Origin of the sequence: Marinoscillum sp. (assembly GCF_040222955.1) — a bacterium.
Taxonomy (GTDB): domain Bacteria; phylum Bacteroidota; class Bacteroidia; order Cytophagales; family Cyclobacteriaceae; genus Marinoscillum.
Map to the genome: position 1 here is coordinate 20,104 of NZ_JAVKCA010000019.1, position 15,382 is coordinate 35,485.

Consider the following 15,382-nt stretch of genomic DNA (forward strand, 5'->3'; position numbering starts at 1 on the left):
GTTAACCCTCTTTTTGATCCATTTCTTCATATTCCATTTCGCCGGCAGTTTCGCTCACTAATGAATCCAGCAACAGGGGTTCTTTTTCCTGATTATGCTCTATGCTATACGGGTGATTCTGACCAGACAGTTTGAGAATACTCACCCCGGCTTTCAAGGATTCGGCTACCTCTGCCAGCTTCTTTATTTTCTGATTGTAGACTTCCATTCCGGTGGATAGTTCTGCCGCAGAGCTGGCAATTTGCTCAGTGCCGGCAGCTGTTTCCTCTGCGATGACCACAATACCCTCGGTGATGTTCACTACGTTATTGATATCCAGAATTTGATTTTGTGTAGCGTTTAGAATTTCTTCGGAAATTTCAAGATTCAAATGTGAAGAATCATGAATGACCTTGAATGAGTCAGCAGCTTCCCGTGAGGTGGTCTCCCCACTTTTTACACTTGTACTCATCTGCGCCATGGCATCCGAGGCTTTGAGGGTGTCATTTTGCACATCTACTACCAGCGCTTCTATCTCCCTCGCGGATTTTTTAGAATCTTCGGCAAGCTTTCTGATTTCCTCGGCCACCACGGCAAAGCCTCTCCCGGCATCACCCGCCTGAGCCGCCTCTATGGCGGCGTTGAGTGCCAGGAGGTTGGTTTGTGAGGAAATTTCAGTAATCACCCCCAGTACCCGGGAGATTTCACGAGATCGCTCCGTCAGCACCTTAATGGAATCGTTGGTCTTATCTGAGAAACCAGCGATCTGCCCCATGTTGGCTACCACTTCATCAATCATCACATTTCCTTTTTTACTGTTTTCTGCTACCATTTTCGCCGCATTATGGATAGTCTCGGCCTTATGGCCCATTTCTTTCGAAGAGTTTAAGATACCTTCCATGAGGCTGGACGCGTCATCCACTTTATTCACCTGAAGGTGCGCACCATGACTCATCTCCACAATAGAGGAGGCGATTTCGTTGGTATTGGAGCTCATTTCTATGCCAGATACCCGCATATCGCTGGAAGATTCCTCGATAATTGTGGCGTTTTGTGCCACCTGACTGAGCAACTCATCAATACTACTCAGGGCGGAGTTCAGGCTTTGGGTCATTTCTAGAATGTCACCCTTGGCTTGATCGTCGTATCGGTTGGTGAGGTCACCATTGGCCAGGGCATTGATGATGGTGTTGAACCTCAGCAAAGGCATAGAGAAAGAGACTAAAAGACTATTCAGGGCTTCTCCGAGCTCCTTCCAGGCGCCTTCTTTTCCTGAGGTTTCTATTCTGGCTTCCAGCTTACCTTCTTCGGTGGCCTGCTTCACTACGGCCTTGGAGTCGTCTATGACGGCTTTCAGATTATCCCTCATTTTTATTAAGGAGTTTCCCAGCAGGTCATTTTCTCCGGCGGAGATAAACTCCACTTCCAGATTTCCGTTGCCTATTTCCGAGGCAAATACCGATACATTATCTATCCGCTGAAGGTAAGAATGAAGCAGACTGAATAATCTGCCCGTCTCTGTGTCTTTCTCCAGTGCGTTTGACTGCCCGTCCATCGCGATGCTTCCGGTGGAGATGGCTTTGAGGTAACTGCGCATTTCGTGGAAGGGCTTGCGCACGATTCGGATGATTGCCAATAGTGCAATAGCGCCAAAACCGCATCCGAGGGGAATGGTCAGGAACATGTACTGAATCCCAAAAACACCAACTACCATAGTGATTATAGCGATCGCACAAGTGAGTACAATCAAAACCACTCCTATCCTGTACAGGAATGATTGTTTTAACATGATGTAGTTGGCTCCAAACAGAATACTCCCTGCAGCCAGCACGGCCAGGGTAAAAATTAAGAAGTCATTCATGAATTTAATAGAACTAAATAGTGAGTATTATTTTATGTCTTAATGATCTGGTGAGAAAAAATACACAATAACAGGTTAAAATGAGAGCGTTAGATGAAATAAAGTAGGTTGTTACGGAAGGACGCGAAGTTTAATCATGGGACGACCGATATTTTATAGGCGATTCGGTAAATTTTTAAAGGCTTGTTCTGTTGAGTTGTACTGATCTGTTGGTAGGTTCTGCGCCGCTGAGGTGAATACCAGGGTGATGATGAGCAGGATGAGTCCTATCAGGATGAGCAAGAGCCTTCCAATGTTTCTGCTCCTTTTTCGTGCGGAATAGAGTTTTTCCAACGAGCCAAAGTCTTTATGTTTGGCTATGTTATGAGAGCGGAATGCTTGTCGTTTGAACCTAAAGTCGTACCGTGTCATGGGTTTCAAGTTGTAATTTCAGTTTTTTCAGGAGTCGATACAATTTCATCTTGATGGTGCTTTCTTTCAACCCCAGAATAACGGCCATTTCCATAAAGGTGCTTTCTTCGAAATATTTTAACTCGATGATTCGAAGCTCCTTTTCATCAAGGACATTAAGTAATGCGATCATTCGGTCTTGTGTAAGGTGGCGCCATTCCGGTTTGAATTCCGGGAGCTCTGAAAACTTATCGATTTCGATCACAAAAATTTCTTTTTGATCCCTGAAGTGTTTTTTGATTTCGTTGCCGGCAATAGTGAAGAGCCATGATGCGAGTGGTTTTCCTTGCCACCGGAACTTTTTAATGTTAGTAATGGCCTTCAGAAAAGTCTGAGAACACAGGTCTGCAGTCAGGTCTTCATCATCTGTCCTTCTGAAAATGTACCGGAATATGGAGGCATAGTATCTTTCGTAAAGAGGTCTGAAGTTCTGAATGTCCTCTTGGGACAACTCAATCCACCTCTTTTCTTCCTTTAGGTCAATATGATTTGAAGACCCGGTCATTGTCAAATGACTAATCCTGAAAGGCTAAATAGTCACATAGTTAAACGTTTTTTTAGTGTGACTATTTTGATAAACGGGATTATAGGAGAAAAAGCCAATGAAACCCAGATCCTTAAAACCCGAAGCGATCAATACCGGCTCAATGGCCGATATTGCCTTCCTCCTCCTGATTTTCTTCCTGGTATCTACCACCATCCTTCAGGAACAGGGGCTTATACTGAAGCTTCCCCCCAAACCAGAGGAGCAGAATACCGCCAAAATTTCTGAGCGGAACCTATTCAAAATTCTCATCAACTCCCAGAATCAATATCTCATAAGAGGTGAGATAAGTCCCGACCTCTCCGGGCTCCGATCACAGGTGAAGAGCTTCGTGATGAACCGTGGAGCCATCCCTACACTTTCGGACCACCCGGAAAAGGCCATCATCTCTATCAAAACCAATCGGGGGACGGAATACCAATATTTTATTGAAGTGCTGGATGAGGTGAAGGAAGCTTATTATGAACTGTATGGAGAGCAGGTAGGAATGACCGCTGAAGCGTACCGCCAGTTGGACCAGCGTGACCCCTCAGAGTATCAACTTTACCTGCAAGGAAAAGAAGGACTACCGATGAATATTTCAATAGCCGACCCAGACTAAACCCTAAAGATCAAGCTTATGAACACTGCTAATCGATTCAAAAAGAAGAATCAGCATACCGCCGAAATATCAACGGCCTCATTGCCAGACATTGTTTTCCTTTTGTTATTCTTCTTCATGGTGAGTGCGACCATCAAGACCAAAGAGGAAATGATCACGGTGGAGATTCCAAAAGCGCAAGCACTGACTAAGGTGGATCAAAAATCACTCCTTAGGGAAATCAGCATTGGCTTGCCAAAGAGCAGTCGTTACGGGTCATCACCCTCGATTGAGGCTGGTGGCCGGATTATTTCACTTGAAGAACTGCCACAGTGGGGGATTGAGCAAAGGGAGCAGCTTCCGGAAGCTCAAAAAGATCAGATGATCATACTGTTGAGGGCAGATGAACATGTGAGTATGGGACTGGTTTCCGATGTTCAGGAGAAACTCAAAGAAATCAACGCCCGGAAAATTCTCTACCGGACGCTGAAAGAAACCGGGAGTTGACTTATCTCAGCCAGCCTTTTTGAATGCCAAAATTGGACAGCCAGACCAGAAAAAATCCAAACACGATGATCATCACCGGCATGATGGCGGCACCAGGCCCATACACATCCATGGCTTTGGCAATGAATAAACTGTGAATCATCTGGGCAATTATCGCCACCAGAGAAACGATCAGGATTGATCGGGACCAGGCCTTGCGAAGCACGAGACCCAGAGACCCAATGGAGCCACCAAATACCGCCACAAAAAATGCAACCTTGGTCCAATTGGGATAGTTGGCATACAGATCCTGCTCTGCCTGAGAGAGTGCCAGCAGCGCCTCCTCCGACATCATCATGTTTTGTATGAAGGAGCCTACCCCCATCAGGTTCCAAATGAGCATGGCCACCGCCACGATCCAGAACCATACGGGTACTTTTACGTCTTGATTTTCCATTTTAGTAGGTTGGTTGATTTGAAGAAATCTTTCCTTCAATTTACCAGAAAAGGAGCACTAAAGAAAATCAACGCTGCGGGATTTCAAGAGCAGTAGGGGGAGAAATCGTGGGTAATTTGCCGGATTTTGGGATCAATATAGATTTTACAAAAAGGCTTTTCAGGGTTTTTGAGGTAGTAATCAAGGTATTCCTCGCTATTTAGTCGAAAGGCAACAAGTGGCAATACCTGAGTGATGAGGGGCTGCGGAAAGTGAGGTTGAAGGGCTGCAAGTGACGCTTCCGCTGCCAGGGCATCGGATTCCCTGACGGTGTAAATCGCTGAGCGATATTTGTGCCGCATGGCGTGCTCCGAAGCAGATGAATGCGTGCGTAAATGAATATGGATAATGACTTCCAGAGGGATTATTTCAGGGTCGAATTGTACCTCAATAGCTTCCGAAAAAGCTTCATTAGGCGCTACCGAAGAGATCCAACCCTGCGATACAGCGGATACCCCTTTGAGTCTTGCAAAAACGGCTTCCGTACACCAGTGACATCCTCCGCCCAGTCCAAGTGTCATGCTATCCAATCTTGACGGAAGTCATGGTTAATGATCCGGCGACATACTGATCATTGAAGATTTCCACTTCTTCTCTTTGATCCTGAAGGCCCAGCGCATAGAGCAACGGATAATAATGATCCGGAGTAGGGATCGCCAGTTTAGCGGCCGGCCCCAGGTCCGTGTAATTAATCAGTTTGGAATGCTCCTTTGAATAGATGTTCGTTTTGAATTTTTCGTTTATTTCCTGTGCCCAGTCAAATCCATAATTGGGCACATCGAAATGCTGCCAGTCTACCATGCGCAGGTTATGCACCATATTGCCGCTGCCCAGAATAAGCACACCTTTTTTGCGAAGGGTAGAAAGCTCCTGTGCCAGTTGATAATGATAGGCCGGAGGCTGATGGTAGTCTATGCTGAGCTGTAGTACCGGGATGTTAGCTTCTGGGTACATCCGCTTCACCACCGACCAGCAGCCATGGTCCAGCCCCCAGTCATGATCCAGACCCACGTTGGTAGATTGAATGAGTTTGCTGGTTTCTGCCGCCAAAGCGGGATCACCAGGTGCCGGATATTGTACCTGAAAAAGCTCCTGCGGAAAACCTCCGAAATCATGAATGGTTTTGGGATGATTCATGGCTGTGACGTGCGTACCCCGCGTAAGCCAATGGGCGGAGATACAGAGCACTGCCGCAGGCTGGGTGATCTCTTTGGCTATGCTTTCCCACTTTCTGGTAAATTCATTGTCTTCTATGCCATTCATAGGAGATCCGTGGCCCATGAAAAGCACTGGCATTTTCTTGTCCTGCACAGGCAGGTCGTTGGTCATTTGAGCAAAAGACTTGAGTGGCGACATGGCAAATAGACTGCTTAATGATCGGTAAATAAATTCTTTCCTATTCATCGGTAACGGAGATGAAACAGCGGATCACCTACAAATAGTTTACGAGTAGTGAGGTTTTATTTCCTGTCCAGGTATTGGGGCGTTCCTATGAATGTGCCTTCCAGCTTTCTTCCGTTTTGCATCAGGATGTCATATTTCATGCGATATACCCCTTTGCTGGTGATCACAATGGTGATGGTGCCGCTATCGCCATAGATGGCCTCCTCCAATGATCGCCCGAATTGCACCCGCCTAAATACAAACTCGCCCTCGGCCTCTGAGAGTTTACGATTTCCCAACGAGGTAAATGTGCCTTCCTGAAATCCATCTTTACCCGGGGAAAAAAATTCTGTGAAAATGTAACAGTCAAAATCCTCACTGAGGGTGAAGTAGGTTTGACCCAAAGCGTTTTGGTTTTCCTCAAAAACAGAATGCTCTCCTATGATGGTAAAATCCATGTTATAGTGCTCACCAGAATGTGCCCCCCAGTCCTCCTGAAGGACCCCGGAGAGGGCATAGTCCCTACTACCGTACTGTACCAGAGAGAGTTCTTCTTCGTACTCAAAGCAGGAAGTGAGCAGCAGACAGGAGAGCAATAGACAGGTGTAGAGAATCTTCATGTGTTCAATAGAAACAACCAGTTTCTCTAAGATACTTATTCTCAGGTAATTTTATTTAAGCTTTGCTGAATTGTGCCAGTTGTGGTCAGAGAATGGGGTAGATATCGGGGTTTTTGAAAGGGACGAGCGCGAGCATGACAGCCTGCACGTAGTATTCTGTTCGGCCCAGCACACCATCAGTGAGTGATCCTACGGCACCGCCTTTTTGTTTGGAGTTCCGCTCACCAAACACCTGATCGTTGGCATGACCAAGCTCTATGCCCTGATGGATAAGCTCTGTGACCTTAGGGGGAAGGTGAAAGGTGCTCGTTCGGGACTGTCCCATTTGATTTTGGGAGAGGATCACCACCCATGCAAAAGCAATCAGCCCCTGGCGGGTTTCATCCAGGCCACCTTCTATGCCTACCCAATAGTCGGCATCAGGTCGCTCAAGGCGGGCGTTTTGAGCCCGGTTGGCAGCCCCCTGGAGGGTTTCTTCATCGGTCATGGGTTGGTCAGGGACACCGGATGGAACACTCAGCCCTGTTACCGAATGCTCAACCTTTGGAAATATTTGCCGGAATCCTTCCTCGGTGGCATTGATTTTCACGGGGTTTTTAGAAGCCACGACTATTTGCATCTGATTTTGATCAATTGGTTGGTAGCGAAGATAAATATTTGGCTGTGTTCGGTGAGGTTTACGGCACCCGAAAACCCAGACCTACACTGAATAAGGTGTTGACTTTGAGTTCATCATTGTACTGCCCCACGAAAAAACTATACTCTGGCATGATGGCAAATCTATTTCCAAGTTTTAATCCCACCGAATTGCCAACCCCCGGTCCGGAGTTGTTGTGTGACCTGTCCTCGCTGTTTCTTAGGTCGAAATAATAAAAAACCCGTGGGTTGAGATACAATGCCAGTTTTTGATTGGTAGAGTGAAAACTGAAAAAGGCCGGAACGTGCAAGGCCATGCCTTCATCATCTGCAGTGACTGCCGAAAACCCCAGACCTAGGGCACTGCTGAAATTGGGTGATGAGGTGGCCAATTGCTTTTTCAAATCACCCATGATCAGGGAACTGCCCCAGTTGGTGAAATTGGCCTTCAGACCGATGTCCACACTGTCTTTCAGTCCTACACGCAGGGCCAGATCTACGAAACTTTCCTCCCCGAGGTAATTGTATCCCAGACCGGCGGTACCGGATACTTTACCCTGGGGTAGCGTTCTCGCGGTTTGAAAACTCGAATAGGAGGCGCAGTTGATCAGCAAACCTGACGAGCAGATGGCGAGCGCAAAAAGGAGGGCGGTCAAAGTTCTATTTGATCCCATGGTTTGGGCGGATAGCTGACTAAAGTTAAGAAATTCTGTTAAATATTGAAAAGAACTGTTTTGAGGGTTTTGAAGAAGTACCGCTCATGGGATGTCTTTCTCCTACCTTTGTGGCCACTCAATTACAGATATACATGTGGCTCATCCTGGCTTTTGCCTCAGCATTTTTTCTTGGCTTTTATGACATTTTCAAAAAGATTTCGCTCAATGAAAATGCAGTGATTCCGACCCTTTTCTTTTCCACGGTAATGGCCTCAGTGATTATGTTGGTGCTGGTACTTGTCTCTGCGATGGGATACCTCACCAGTGATCAGCTGATGTACGTGCCTCCGGTGAGTTTGGCTGATCACCTCCGAATTATTCTCAAAACGGTGATCGTCCTCAGCAGCTGGATTTTCACCTTCTTTGCCATGAAAAATCTGCCATTGACCATTTTGGCTCCCATTCGCTCCACCGGGCCGCTCTGGACCATGCTCGGGGCTTTTTTGATTTTCTCAGAAAGGTTGAACTTCTTCCAGCTTGCGGGAGTGCTGGTTATTTTTGTCTTTTTCTACCTGTTTTCCACCGCCGGTAAGCTGGAGGGCATTTCCTTCCGAAACAATAAGTTCATTTGGTTTCTGATTGCCGGAACACTTTTTGGCACGTGCAGCGCCCTGTATGACCGGCACCTGCTTCGTCAGACGGATGTGCTGGCCGTACAGGCCTACTTCACCTTTTACCAGACCGTGCTGCTGGTACCTGTGCTGATGCTACTCTGGTATCCGGGGCGAGCCAAAACCACGACTTTCCAGTGGCGGTGGAGCATTCCATTCATTGGTATTTTCCTGCTGATCGGGGATTACCTCTATTTTTACAGCATTTCACTGCCCGATTCACTGATCTCGGTCATCAGCCTGGTGCGTCGCTCCAATGTGCTCATCGTTTTCCTTTTTGGGGCTATTTTCTATCAGGAGAAAAATATCAGAAAGAAAGGGGTCTACCTCGGCGGAATACTGCTGGGCTTATTGCTTCTGATTTTGGGGAGATAAGCTCACCTGGCTGATGGGTCTATCCAAAGATGACTGTGCCAATGCCATTGTCCATTTTTATCTGGAACAGTGACAGTGTACAGTGTTCTCCGCCGGGTCAGTTTTCCTGTTGCAGATAGTTTCAGGATGATTTCTCCACCTTTTTCAGTCACGGTCATCTGGCATTCACTCCCCTGAATGAAGCATTGAATCTGGTTGGTTTGAAGCTCACCCTTGTCGAACCGAAGGGTGAGCTCCGGACGATTATCCTCTGGCATCAAAAAGGAGCTCGGGTTTTCTTCTTTAATGATCAAGGCATGCATCCGGGCTTTTGCGGAAAACTTTTCTATGGCAGCATACGATTCTGACATGGGAAACCGGGGACACCTCATAAAGTCGCTCCGGGAGGAAATCACCCCTGAATTTTGCGCTGCTGCGGCTGTAAATCCGGCGCTGCGAATGATCTCCTCCATTTTGGAATCCAGCTCTCCATAGGGATAGGCGAAGGATGTGGGCGCACTGCCGAGCTGCTCCGTAATGATTTTTTGACTTAGACGTATTTCATCTTCGAAGGTCTTGTAGCGGCTGCTTTCCGGCATATTGAGGAAATAAGCGTGGCTGTGCGTGTGATTGCCGATTTCTATTTGACGTGCTGCAGCATTTTGTAGTGCTTCCCAATCCATATAATCCCCGCCGCCCACGGTTTTGGTGTTGATAAAGAGCGTGGCTGGGTAGCCATACTTTTCCAGCAGGGGAAGGCCACTGGCATAAAAACTCTTATAGCCATCGTCGATGGTGATGACGGCTGTTTTACGGTATGGCTGGTCGGATTGAAGGTATTCGATGGCTTTTGCAAAAGATAAAACCTGATAGTTATTGTCCCTGAGGTATTGGAGGTGCGCTTCAAAATCTGTAAATGAAATGTTGGTGGAAGGGAACCTGTCATCGCCAAAGCGGTGATAAACAAAGCAAACCACTTCTTTGCTATCTGTAGTCACAGCATCCGCAGGGCCGCTAAATAATATGCTCAGAGCGAGCAGCATATGTACGGTAATTACTGTCATTTAGGGAGTGTTTTGGCAATGAAATAGGCCGGATCGAGTTGGTGGCCATCATACCGGGTGAGGTCATTTTGTCGGATGATGGTCTGGAGCTGTTCCACATACTCATCTCGCCGCTCGGAGTAATATCGGAGATAGGGCACCAGGGAGGTTACTTCATTGGTGTTTTTGCGGGCTTCCCGAAAGTGCCTGTAGGCCTGGGCCCGGGCTACGGTTTCAAAATAGTCCACGATGGACTCCGAAATATTCTCATATTTTCTCAAAAAGATGCGGGTGCCGTTTCGGCTTTTACCGGCAGCGATTCGAGGCTCCGAGGTGTTGTAGGACCAGATTCCAAATAGATTATTGGCCTCCTGAAAAAAGCGGGATGATCCCCAGCCGCTTTCTACTATGGCCTGCGCCAACACGATGCTGTTGGGGTGCGTCCGCATTTTATCCAGCAGAGATGCGGTACTTTTTGCCCTGAATCTTTCCGACTGAGCCATGTAAAGGGCCGAATCCTTGTGGTTCCACTTCTTCTTTAGGGTGAGGGCCTTTACTTCTTCACGCACACTGTCTATTTTGAATTTGGCAATGAGGATGGCGGGCAGTACCGCACCAATAAATTTTGCTTTGGATTCTTCTACGGGGAGCTCCTCAAAGTGTGGCAGGTTGTGATAGAGCACCGGCTTGACGAGGGTGTCATCGATGACAAGTATGTCATCTGCATGCTGTACTGCCACCTGGGTGGGAGAGAGCACCATGACCATAGGGGGTTCACTGCAGGCCAGGATGCCAAGCAGGGAGAAAGGGATCAGATGGAAACGCAGACTTTGCATGAGGCTAGTAAACTCAAAAGTGAGGAGTAAGGTTTTGCGGGTTCCGGATCACGTGGCAAGGTTGGCGGCACGCCAATCTTCTGGTGAAGTTCGGATGTCCCTGGGATTGACGAGGGTTTTCTGAAGCTTTTCCATCCCGCGCTCCAGACTCTTGCTAATCATAGGATGGGCAATGGGTTCATCATCTTCCATTCCCATTTGCTCCATCATCCGGAGTATCCGCTCTGCACCAAAGACCTCAAATAATGGCTCATCCATCCCGATATAGTAGGTGATTTGTCCCCCGGTCTTGTGTTGAAATGCCTCTTCCACCAGCACATTCACGCCGGACAAAGGATGGACTTCTATACAGGCGATCTCTGAAAAATCAAGCAAAGGGTGCTTGCCCAGATCATAAGCACTGACCAGTGTAATATCTCCACCAGAAGAAATGCCCGGCTCGGAGATACTCAGGTGGAGAACTTCACATAGCTGACGCACTTCCTTCGCGGATTGCTCAAAGAAATATACCATCAGATTTTTGCCGGATTTTTCTGTAAGCACGGTCATCACACTTCGGTATTTCGCCAGTTTGGATTTGTAGGCGATGTACGTTTTGCTCGGGCCTTTGGGTTTTCTGGAGAAAAACATGGTCGTATTTTTATGTAAAATAAAAAACCCTGACGGAAATCCGCCAGGGCAAACTATGCACCTTTCACTTGACCTTTGAAAGGTGAATAATTGAAAAGATTATTTAATGGCATTGTCGTAGAAGGCTTCCAGTGCCAGGTCAATGTATCCATTGATCGCTTTGGTGGTGGCCTCTACATATTTCTGCTGGTCACACGTGGCAGTGTTGGTTACCTGATCTTTGGTATTGGTCACGAATACAATTCCATAATAGGCCGGGGTGCTCTTGGCGGCAGAAAACTCCTTGAATTTCTCATCCTTGAATACACCAGGTAGCGCAATGGGTTTTTTGAGATCGGCCGCCAGGTATGATTCAGCAGCAGCTCCGGCTCCGCTGCCGGAGGTGAATTTAACCTGAGAGTTTTCATAAAGGTTAGTAAGCCCATCAGAACCTGCTGCTCCACCCAGCTCGAAGCTGGTTTTAGCTTTCACAGATGAAAAGCCCACCATATTGGAAGAGTTGGTTTTCATCTCTATAAAAGGGAAGGCAAATGTAGCTTCGATGATGATGGCGTCTTCCAGCTCTTTGGAGATGCGTGGTGTGCGGTCTATGAAGGTGGCTTTTTCACGGCCCTTACGGGTTTCTTTTTTCACCATATACTGTGTGCCTGTAGGGGTTACTGATACATAGCCGGGCACGTTGGCATAGTTCACCTGGCCGCCTTCTTTCATTTCCCAGTCCTCATAAAAGTCGATTTTAGAGGCATCAGCAGTGCTGATGATTTCGAATCCTTTGGACTTTAGGTCAGCCACAAATCGGTTGTAGGTTTCGTCCGTTATTTTTTGGAAATCCGGTACATCCACCCCGTCTACGGCTACAGTCATGGTGGTGGAGGTGTTGCCTTTATAAGAACCGCCACCTATGGTAGATCCACCAGTGGATTTGGCGGTGGCTGAAGCGATCACATGGAAGTACACCCGGAAATTGGCGATGTAAACTTTTCTGGGAGCTTTTTTTAGTTTTTTCTCACCGTATCCTGAGATTTTGACCTCTTTTTCAGTGACGGATTGAGCCAGGGCTGATCCGCAGATCATGCCGATGATGGCCATTGTTAGAACGATTTTTTTCATGTCAATTGATTTTATTGAAAAGTGCATTGTTGTGATTGAATTTGAAATTTTGAGGCAGTGATTATCGATTATTCATGAAGGCAAAGCCCCAGGACATATTGAATAAAAACCCGGTCAAGGGGCGCTTACCCAGCTCGGCAGTGAAAACGGAGTTGCTCAGGAATTTGTAGTCTCCGTCGTGCGGACTTACATACCACTGAAAGCCCAGTCGCCAGCCTATGGCACCGTCTGGTTTTAGCCCTTCGTTGGCGGCAGGGTCATCCAAAGTGGAGACCGGAAGCACGAGCAGATCTGCATAAACCCTGGTGAATCCTGCGCCAATACGCTCTACATCGTTGTTGATCTTGGCTTTCACGTAGGCCTGTGAGGTCCACTGTCCGCCCAGATAGGCACCGGTGAGAAAAATGTGTGAGGAAGCATTTCCGGCCAGGCTTTCAGCTCCGGTTTTGCGCATGTACAATCCTCCACGTCCTCCAAGCTCATTTCGGTACTGGCCCTCTGGTATTTTGATGGATTTGGTTTCCTCCACGTTGTACGATCGGCCATCTTTATAGACCGTACCCGCATAGGGGTTGTAGCTCAGGACTATCGGCACTTCCTTCTTTTTGATTTTGGAGGTAAGGGGAAGAAACCCACCGGCTTCCAGCAGGAAGGAAGGGCCTGATCCGCTCAGTTGATAGAGGTCCAATCTGGCGATTCCTTCCAGGGTGATGGCTTCCGTTAAACCCATTCGGGTATTGGCTCCGGCAAAAAAGGAAAGGTTGGTAGAGTTGGACTCCATGCCGAACTCCGGGGCAATAAACCTGGTGTAAACTTTATCCGGATTGTCTTCCAACACCTGGTAGGTGACCTGTTGCGCATGCAGGGTTGCTGCTACCAGCGTCAGCAGAGCTGCTGTCAATATTTTCTTTGTTTGGAGAATCATGAGATGGATGGTTTTGAATGATTTGGATGGAGACTGCTTCTATCATTGTATGGAGGACTGGAACTGACCGTTGGCGCCCGAAACGGTGGCTTTCGAATCTGAAGCATCCTTTGCTTCGAAGGAGAACGTTCCTTTGATGAATTTTTCGTCGTATTCTGTTACGGTGACCACTCCTGAAGTAGCGCTGTAATAGTGTGAGGCATCTCCAAGGTTGAAATTGATTTGCACTTCAGCACCAGTAGTGGCTACGGTATGCTCCCCGATCATATTGTCAATTTTGGTCATGTCCATCATGATCCAGATGTTGTTTTCAGCTGCATCTGAAGCTTTCACTATAAACAGGCCAGCATGGGTATAAGCCGTGAGGGTGTCGTCCTCAAAATTGATGGTGCTGGTTCCGGAGATGTCCACTGTGAGCATGCCTTTTTGCTCTACTACATTGACATCATCAGGATCTTCTGAGCATGAAAATTGGGCAAGTGTTACCAGAACAAGCGCGAGAAGTAAGACGGGATTTTTCATTGTTTTTTAATACAAATCTCCGAACGAAGCCAGGAGAAATCCATCCGTACGAGAACGTAAAACGCATACCCTGAGCAGGGTATTTTTGGATGAGATCAGGACTGAAGGCTACAACACCATCATGAGGGCTGCCAGGGCTGTGGTAGCGATGATGAACCACCGGTAATACTGCTCCGGTATTTTTTTGACAATGGTGATCCCGACAAAAGCGCCAAGCGCCACCGCTGGTATGGAGGTCAGGTCCAGTAAAAAGCTATCAAGAGTGATCGTTTCCCAGGCGAAGACATGAAAAGGGATTTTGAAGAGATTAACAATCATGAAGAACCAGGCGGCAGTACCGATGAATTCATTTTTAGGCAGACGCATGGAGAGAAGGTAAAGTGCCATCACCGAGCCGGCCAGGTTGCCCACCATGGTGGTGAATCCCCCTAAAACCCCGAGCAGAGCCGCAAACCAGATGCCCTGAGGTATATGCTGATTGGTGGATTTTTCACGCCAGACCATAATACCCAGACTCACGAAGATGATGACCGCCATGATCATTCGGAATGCTTCATCGTCGATCATTCCTCCAATGTAAGTCCCCAAAACCACCCCGCCAGCGGCCCATGGAAAAAGCTTACCCAGGTGCGTCCAGTTGGCGTGTCTGTTGTAATAGGCTACTGCAAACACGTCTGCAATACAGAGAATAGGCAGCATAATGCCGCTGGACAGACGCCCGCCAAAAACCAGTGCCAGTAAAGGCACCGCAGCCATTCCTGCACCGTGAATGCCGGTCTTAGCCATACCTATCAGGAATGGGACACATAGAAAAAAGCCGAATTCCAGATAGGTAAACTGGAAAGAAAATAGTTCGATCAAATCAGGTTGTTTGCGTAGGCGAACTTAATTAATCCGACGAGGTTATTTGTTCCGGTCTTTCTGAAAATGTTTTTGCGGTGGGTTTCTACGGTTCGTTCAGAGATAAACAATTCTTCCGCTATCTGCCGGTTGGTAAACTCCTTGGAAATGAGCTTGACAATCTCTCGCTCACGCTCCGTGAGGAGGCGTTGTTCTTCTACGCCATTGAGGCCTTTGATCAGTATTTTGCTGACATCTGAGCTTAGATAGGTTTTGCCGGACCTGATGGTGTAGATGGCATTAATCAGTTCATTGTGAGAGTCTTTTTTAATCAGATAACCCTCAATGCCTTCTTTCAGGATCTCTTTGACCAGATGGGCTTCATCGTGCATGCTGAGCACCAGAATTTTGATGTCGGGGTATTTTCTTTTGACTTTTCTGACGAGGGTAAGTCCGTCTTCATCCGGTAAGTTATAGTCGGTAATGAGGAGATCCACTTTTCTCTGGGTGAGCTGATCCATCGTGTCAGATACAGTTCCCGCACTTCCTACTACTTCCAGGTCGGGCTCAGATTCTATGATTTTGATCAGTCCTCCGATCAGTACAGCATGATCATCGGTCAAGAATATTCTCATGGTCAAGGCGGCAGTTTTGATTTTCAGGAAAGATAATAAATTCATGCGTATCCGTGGTTTTAGCGCCTCATGATGGTGAATAATTTTGGGCTAAAATTAACGGCACTCCTGATGGCATGATATAC

The 15,382-nt window shown here is 47.3% G+C and carries 20 protein-coding genes; 3 read left to right on the plus strand and 17 right to left on the minus strand.

The window, feature by feature from the left end; genetic code table 11:
* Nucleotide 1: 1 nt before the first annotated feature.
* The 3 genes from RIH33_RS15970 to RIH33_RS15980 all read right to left on the minus strand — a co-directional run bounded on the left by RIH33_RS15970 (nt 2) and on the right by RIH33_RS15980 (nt 2,795).
* Nucleotides 2-1,840, minus strand: a complete 1,839-nt coding sequence (locus tag RIH33_RS15970) for a methyl-accepting chemotaxis protein (protein WP_406654884.1) — start codon at nt 1,838-1,840, stop codon at nt 2-4.
* 153 nt (nt 1,841-1,993) lie between these two features.
* A complete protein-coding gene (locus RIH33_RS15975) occupies nt 1,994-2,251 on the minus strand; it encodes a hypothetical protein (RefSeq protein WP_406654885.1) in 258 nt (85 codons plus the stop codon).
* Nucleotides 2,232-2,795 (minus strand): RNA polymerase sigma factor, encoded by a 564-nt coding sequence (locus RIH33_RS15980; RefSeq protein ID WP_406654886.1) that lies wholly within the window; start codon nt 2,793-2,795, stop codon nt 2,232-2,234. The genes RIH33_RS15975 and RIH33_RS15980 overlap by 20 nt, the downstream gene beginning before the upstream one ends.
* 97 nt (nt 2,796-2,892) lie before the next feature.
* Here RIH33_RS15980 and RIH33_RS15985 point away from each other — a divergent pair, with 97 nt between their 5' ends.
* Both RIH33_RS15985 and RIH33_RS15990 read left to right on the plus strand, forming a co-directional pair.
* Nucleotides 2,893-3,435 carry an ExbD/TolR family protein gene (locus RIH33_RS15985; RefSeq protein ID WP_406654887.1) on the plus strand — a complete coding sequence of 181 codons (543 nt, stop codon included), beginning with the start codon at nt 2,893-2,895 and terminating at the stop codon, nt 3,433-3,435.
* 18 nt (nt 3,436-3,453) lie between these two features.
* Nucleotides 3,454-3,921 carry an ExbD/TolR family protein gene (locus RIH33_RS15990; RefSeq protein ID WP_406654888.1) on the plus strand — a complete coding sequence of 156 codons (468 nt, stop codon included), beginning with the start codon at nt 3,454-3,456 and terminating at the stop codon, nt 3,919-3,921.
* 1 nt (nt 3,922) lies between these two features.
* Here RIH33_RS15990 and RIH33_RS15995 read toward each other — a convergent pair whose 3' ends face one another.
* The 6 genes from RIH33_RS15995 to RIH33_RS16020 form a co-directional block, all read right to left on the minus strand.
* Nucleotides 3,923-4,357: a hypothetical protein gene (locus RIH33_RS15995; RefSeq protein ID WP_406654889.1), complete on the minus strand. Its 435-nt coding sequence runs from the start codon at nt 4,355-4,357 to the stop codon at nt 3,923-3,925.
* Between the two features lie 83 nt (nt 4,358-4,440).
* Nucleotides 4,441-4,917 (minus strand): peptide-methionine (S)-S-oxide reductase, encoded by a 477-nt coding sequence (locus tag RIH33_RS16000; protein ID WP_406654890.1) that lies wholly within the window; start codon nt 4,915-4,917, stop codon nt 4,441-4,443.
* Between the two features lies 1 nt (nt 4,918).
* Entirely contained in the window at nt 4,919-5,752 is an 834-nt protein-coding gene (gene ygiD, locus RIH33_RS16005) for a 4,5-DOPA dioxygenase extradiol (protein WP_406654973.1), read from the minus strand.
* Nucleotides 5,753-5,856: 104 nt separating this feature from the next.
* Nucleotides 5,857-6,399, minus strand: coding sequence for a hypothetical protein (locus tag RIH33_RS16010; RefSeq protein WP_406654891.1), 543 nt, complete (start codon nt 6,397-6,399; stop codon nt 5,857-5,859).
* 85 nt (nt 6,400-6,484) lie between these two features.
* Nucleotides 6,485-7,018, minus strand: coding sequence for an inosine/xanthosine triphosphatase (yjjX, locus tag RIH33_RS16015; RefSeq protein ID WP_406654892.1), 534 nt, complete (start codon nt 7,016-7,018; stop codon nt 6,485-6,487).
* 58 nt (nt 7,019-7,076) lie between these two features.
* Nucleotides 7,077-7,709, minus strand: a complete 633-nt coding sequence (locus tag RIH33_RS16020; protein WP_406654893.1) for a hypothetical protein — start codon at nt 7,707-7,709, stop codon at nt 7,077-7,079.
* An 86-nt stretch (nt 7,710-7,795) separates the two neighbouring features.
* Here RIH33_RS16020 and RIH33_RS16025 point away from each other — a divergent pair, with 86 nt between their 5' ends.
* Nucleotides 7,796-8,737, plus strand: coding sequence for an EamA family transporter (locus RIH33_RS16025; RefSeq protein ID WP_406654894.1), 942 nt, complete (start codon nt 7,796-7,798; stop codon nt 8,735-8,737).
* A 2-nt stretch (nt 8,738-8,739) separates the two neighbouring features.
* On the opposite strand, the gene RIH33_RS16030 is transcribed toward RIH33_RS16025, so the two are convergent.
* From RIH33_RS16030 to RIH33_RS16065, 8 genes are all read right to left on the minus strand, one after another.
* The gene (locus RIH33_RS16030; RefSeq protein ID WP_406654895.1) at nt 8,740-9,780 is read right to left on the minus strand and encodes a polysaccharide deacetylase family protein; all 1,041 of its coding nucleotides are present in this window, start codon (nt 9,778-9,780) and stop codon (nt 8,740-8,742) included.
* Nucleotides 9,777-10,595, minus strand: coding sequence for a glucosaminidase domain-containing protein (locus RIH33_RS16035; RefSeq protein WP_406654896.1), 819 nt, complete (start codon nt 10,593-10,595; stop codon nt 9,777-9,779). Before RIH33_RS16035 ends, RIH33_RS16030 begins: the two co-directional genes overlap by 4 nt.
* Nucleotides 10,596-10,643: 48 nt before the next feature.
* Nucleotides 10,644-11,225 (minus strand): hypothetical protein, encoded by a 582-nt coding sequence (locus RIH33_RS16040; RefSeq protein ID WP_406654897.1) that lies wholly within the window; start codon nt 11,223-11,225, stop codon nt 10,644-10,646.
* Between the two features lie 99 nt (nt 11,226-11,324).
* Nucleotides 11,325-12,335 (minus strand): hypothetical protein, encoded by a 1,011-nt coding sequence (locus RIH33_RS16045; RefSeq protein WP_406654898.1) that lies wholly within the window; start codon nt 12,333-12,335, stop codon nt 11,325-11,327.
* Nucleotides 12,336-12,396: 61 nt separating this feature from the next.
* Nucleotides 12,397-13,260 carry a hypothetical protein gene (locus RIH33_RS16050; protein ID WP_406654899.1) on the minus strand — a complete coding sequence of 288 codons (864 nt, stop codon included), beginning with the start codon at nt 13,258-13,260 and terminating at the stop codon, nt 12,397-12,399.
* A gap of 42 nt (nt 13,261-13,302) precedes the next feature.
* Nucleotides 13,303-13,782, minus strand: a complete 480-nt coding sequence (locus RIH33_RS16055; RefSeq protein WP_406654900.1) for a hypothetical protein — start codon at nt 13,780-13,782, stop codon at nt 13,303-13,305.
* Nucleotides 13,783-13,890: 108 nt separating this feature from the next.
* Complete coding sequence (locus tag RIH33_RS16060; protein WP_406654901.1) at nt 13,891-14,643, minus strand: sulfite exporter TauE/SafE family protein; 753 nt, start codon at nt 14,641-14,643, stop codon at nt 13,891-13,893.
* A complete protein-coding gene (locus RIH33_RS16065) occupies nt 14,640-15,302 on the minus strand; it encodes a response regulator (RefSeq protein ID WP_406654902.1) in 663 nt (220 codons plus the stop codon). The genes RIH33_RS16060 and RIH33_RS16065 overlap by 4 nt, the downstream gene beginning before the upstream one ends.
* Nucleotides 15,303-15,382 lie beyond the last annotated feature (80 nt).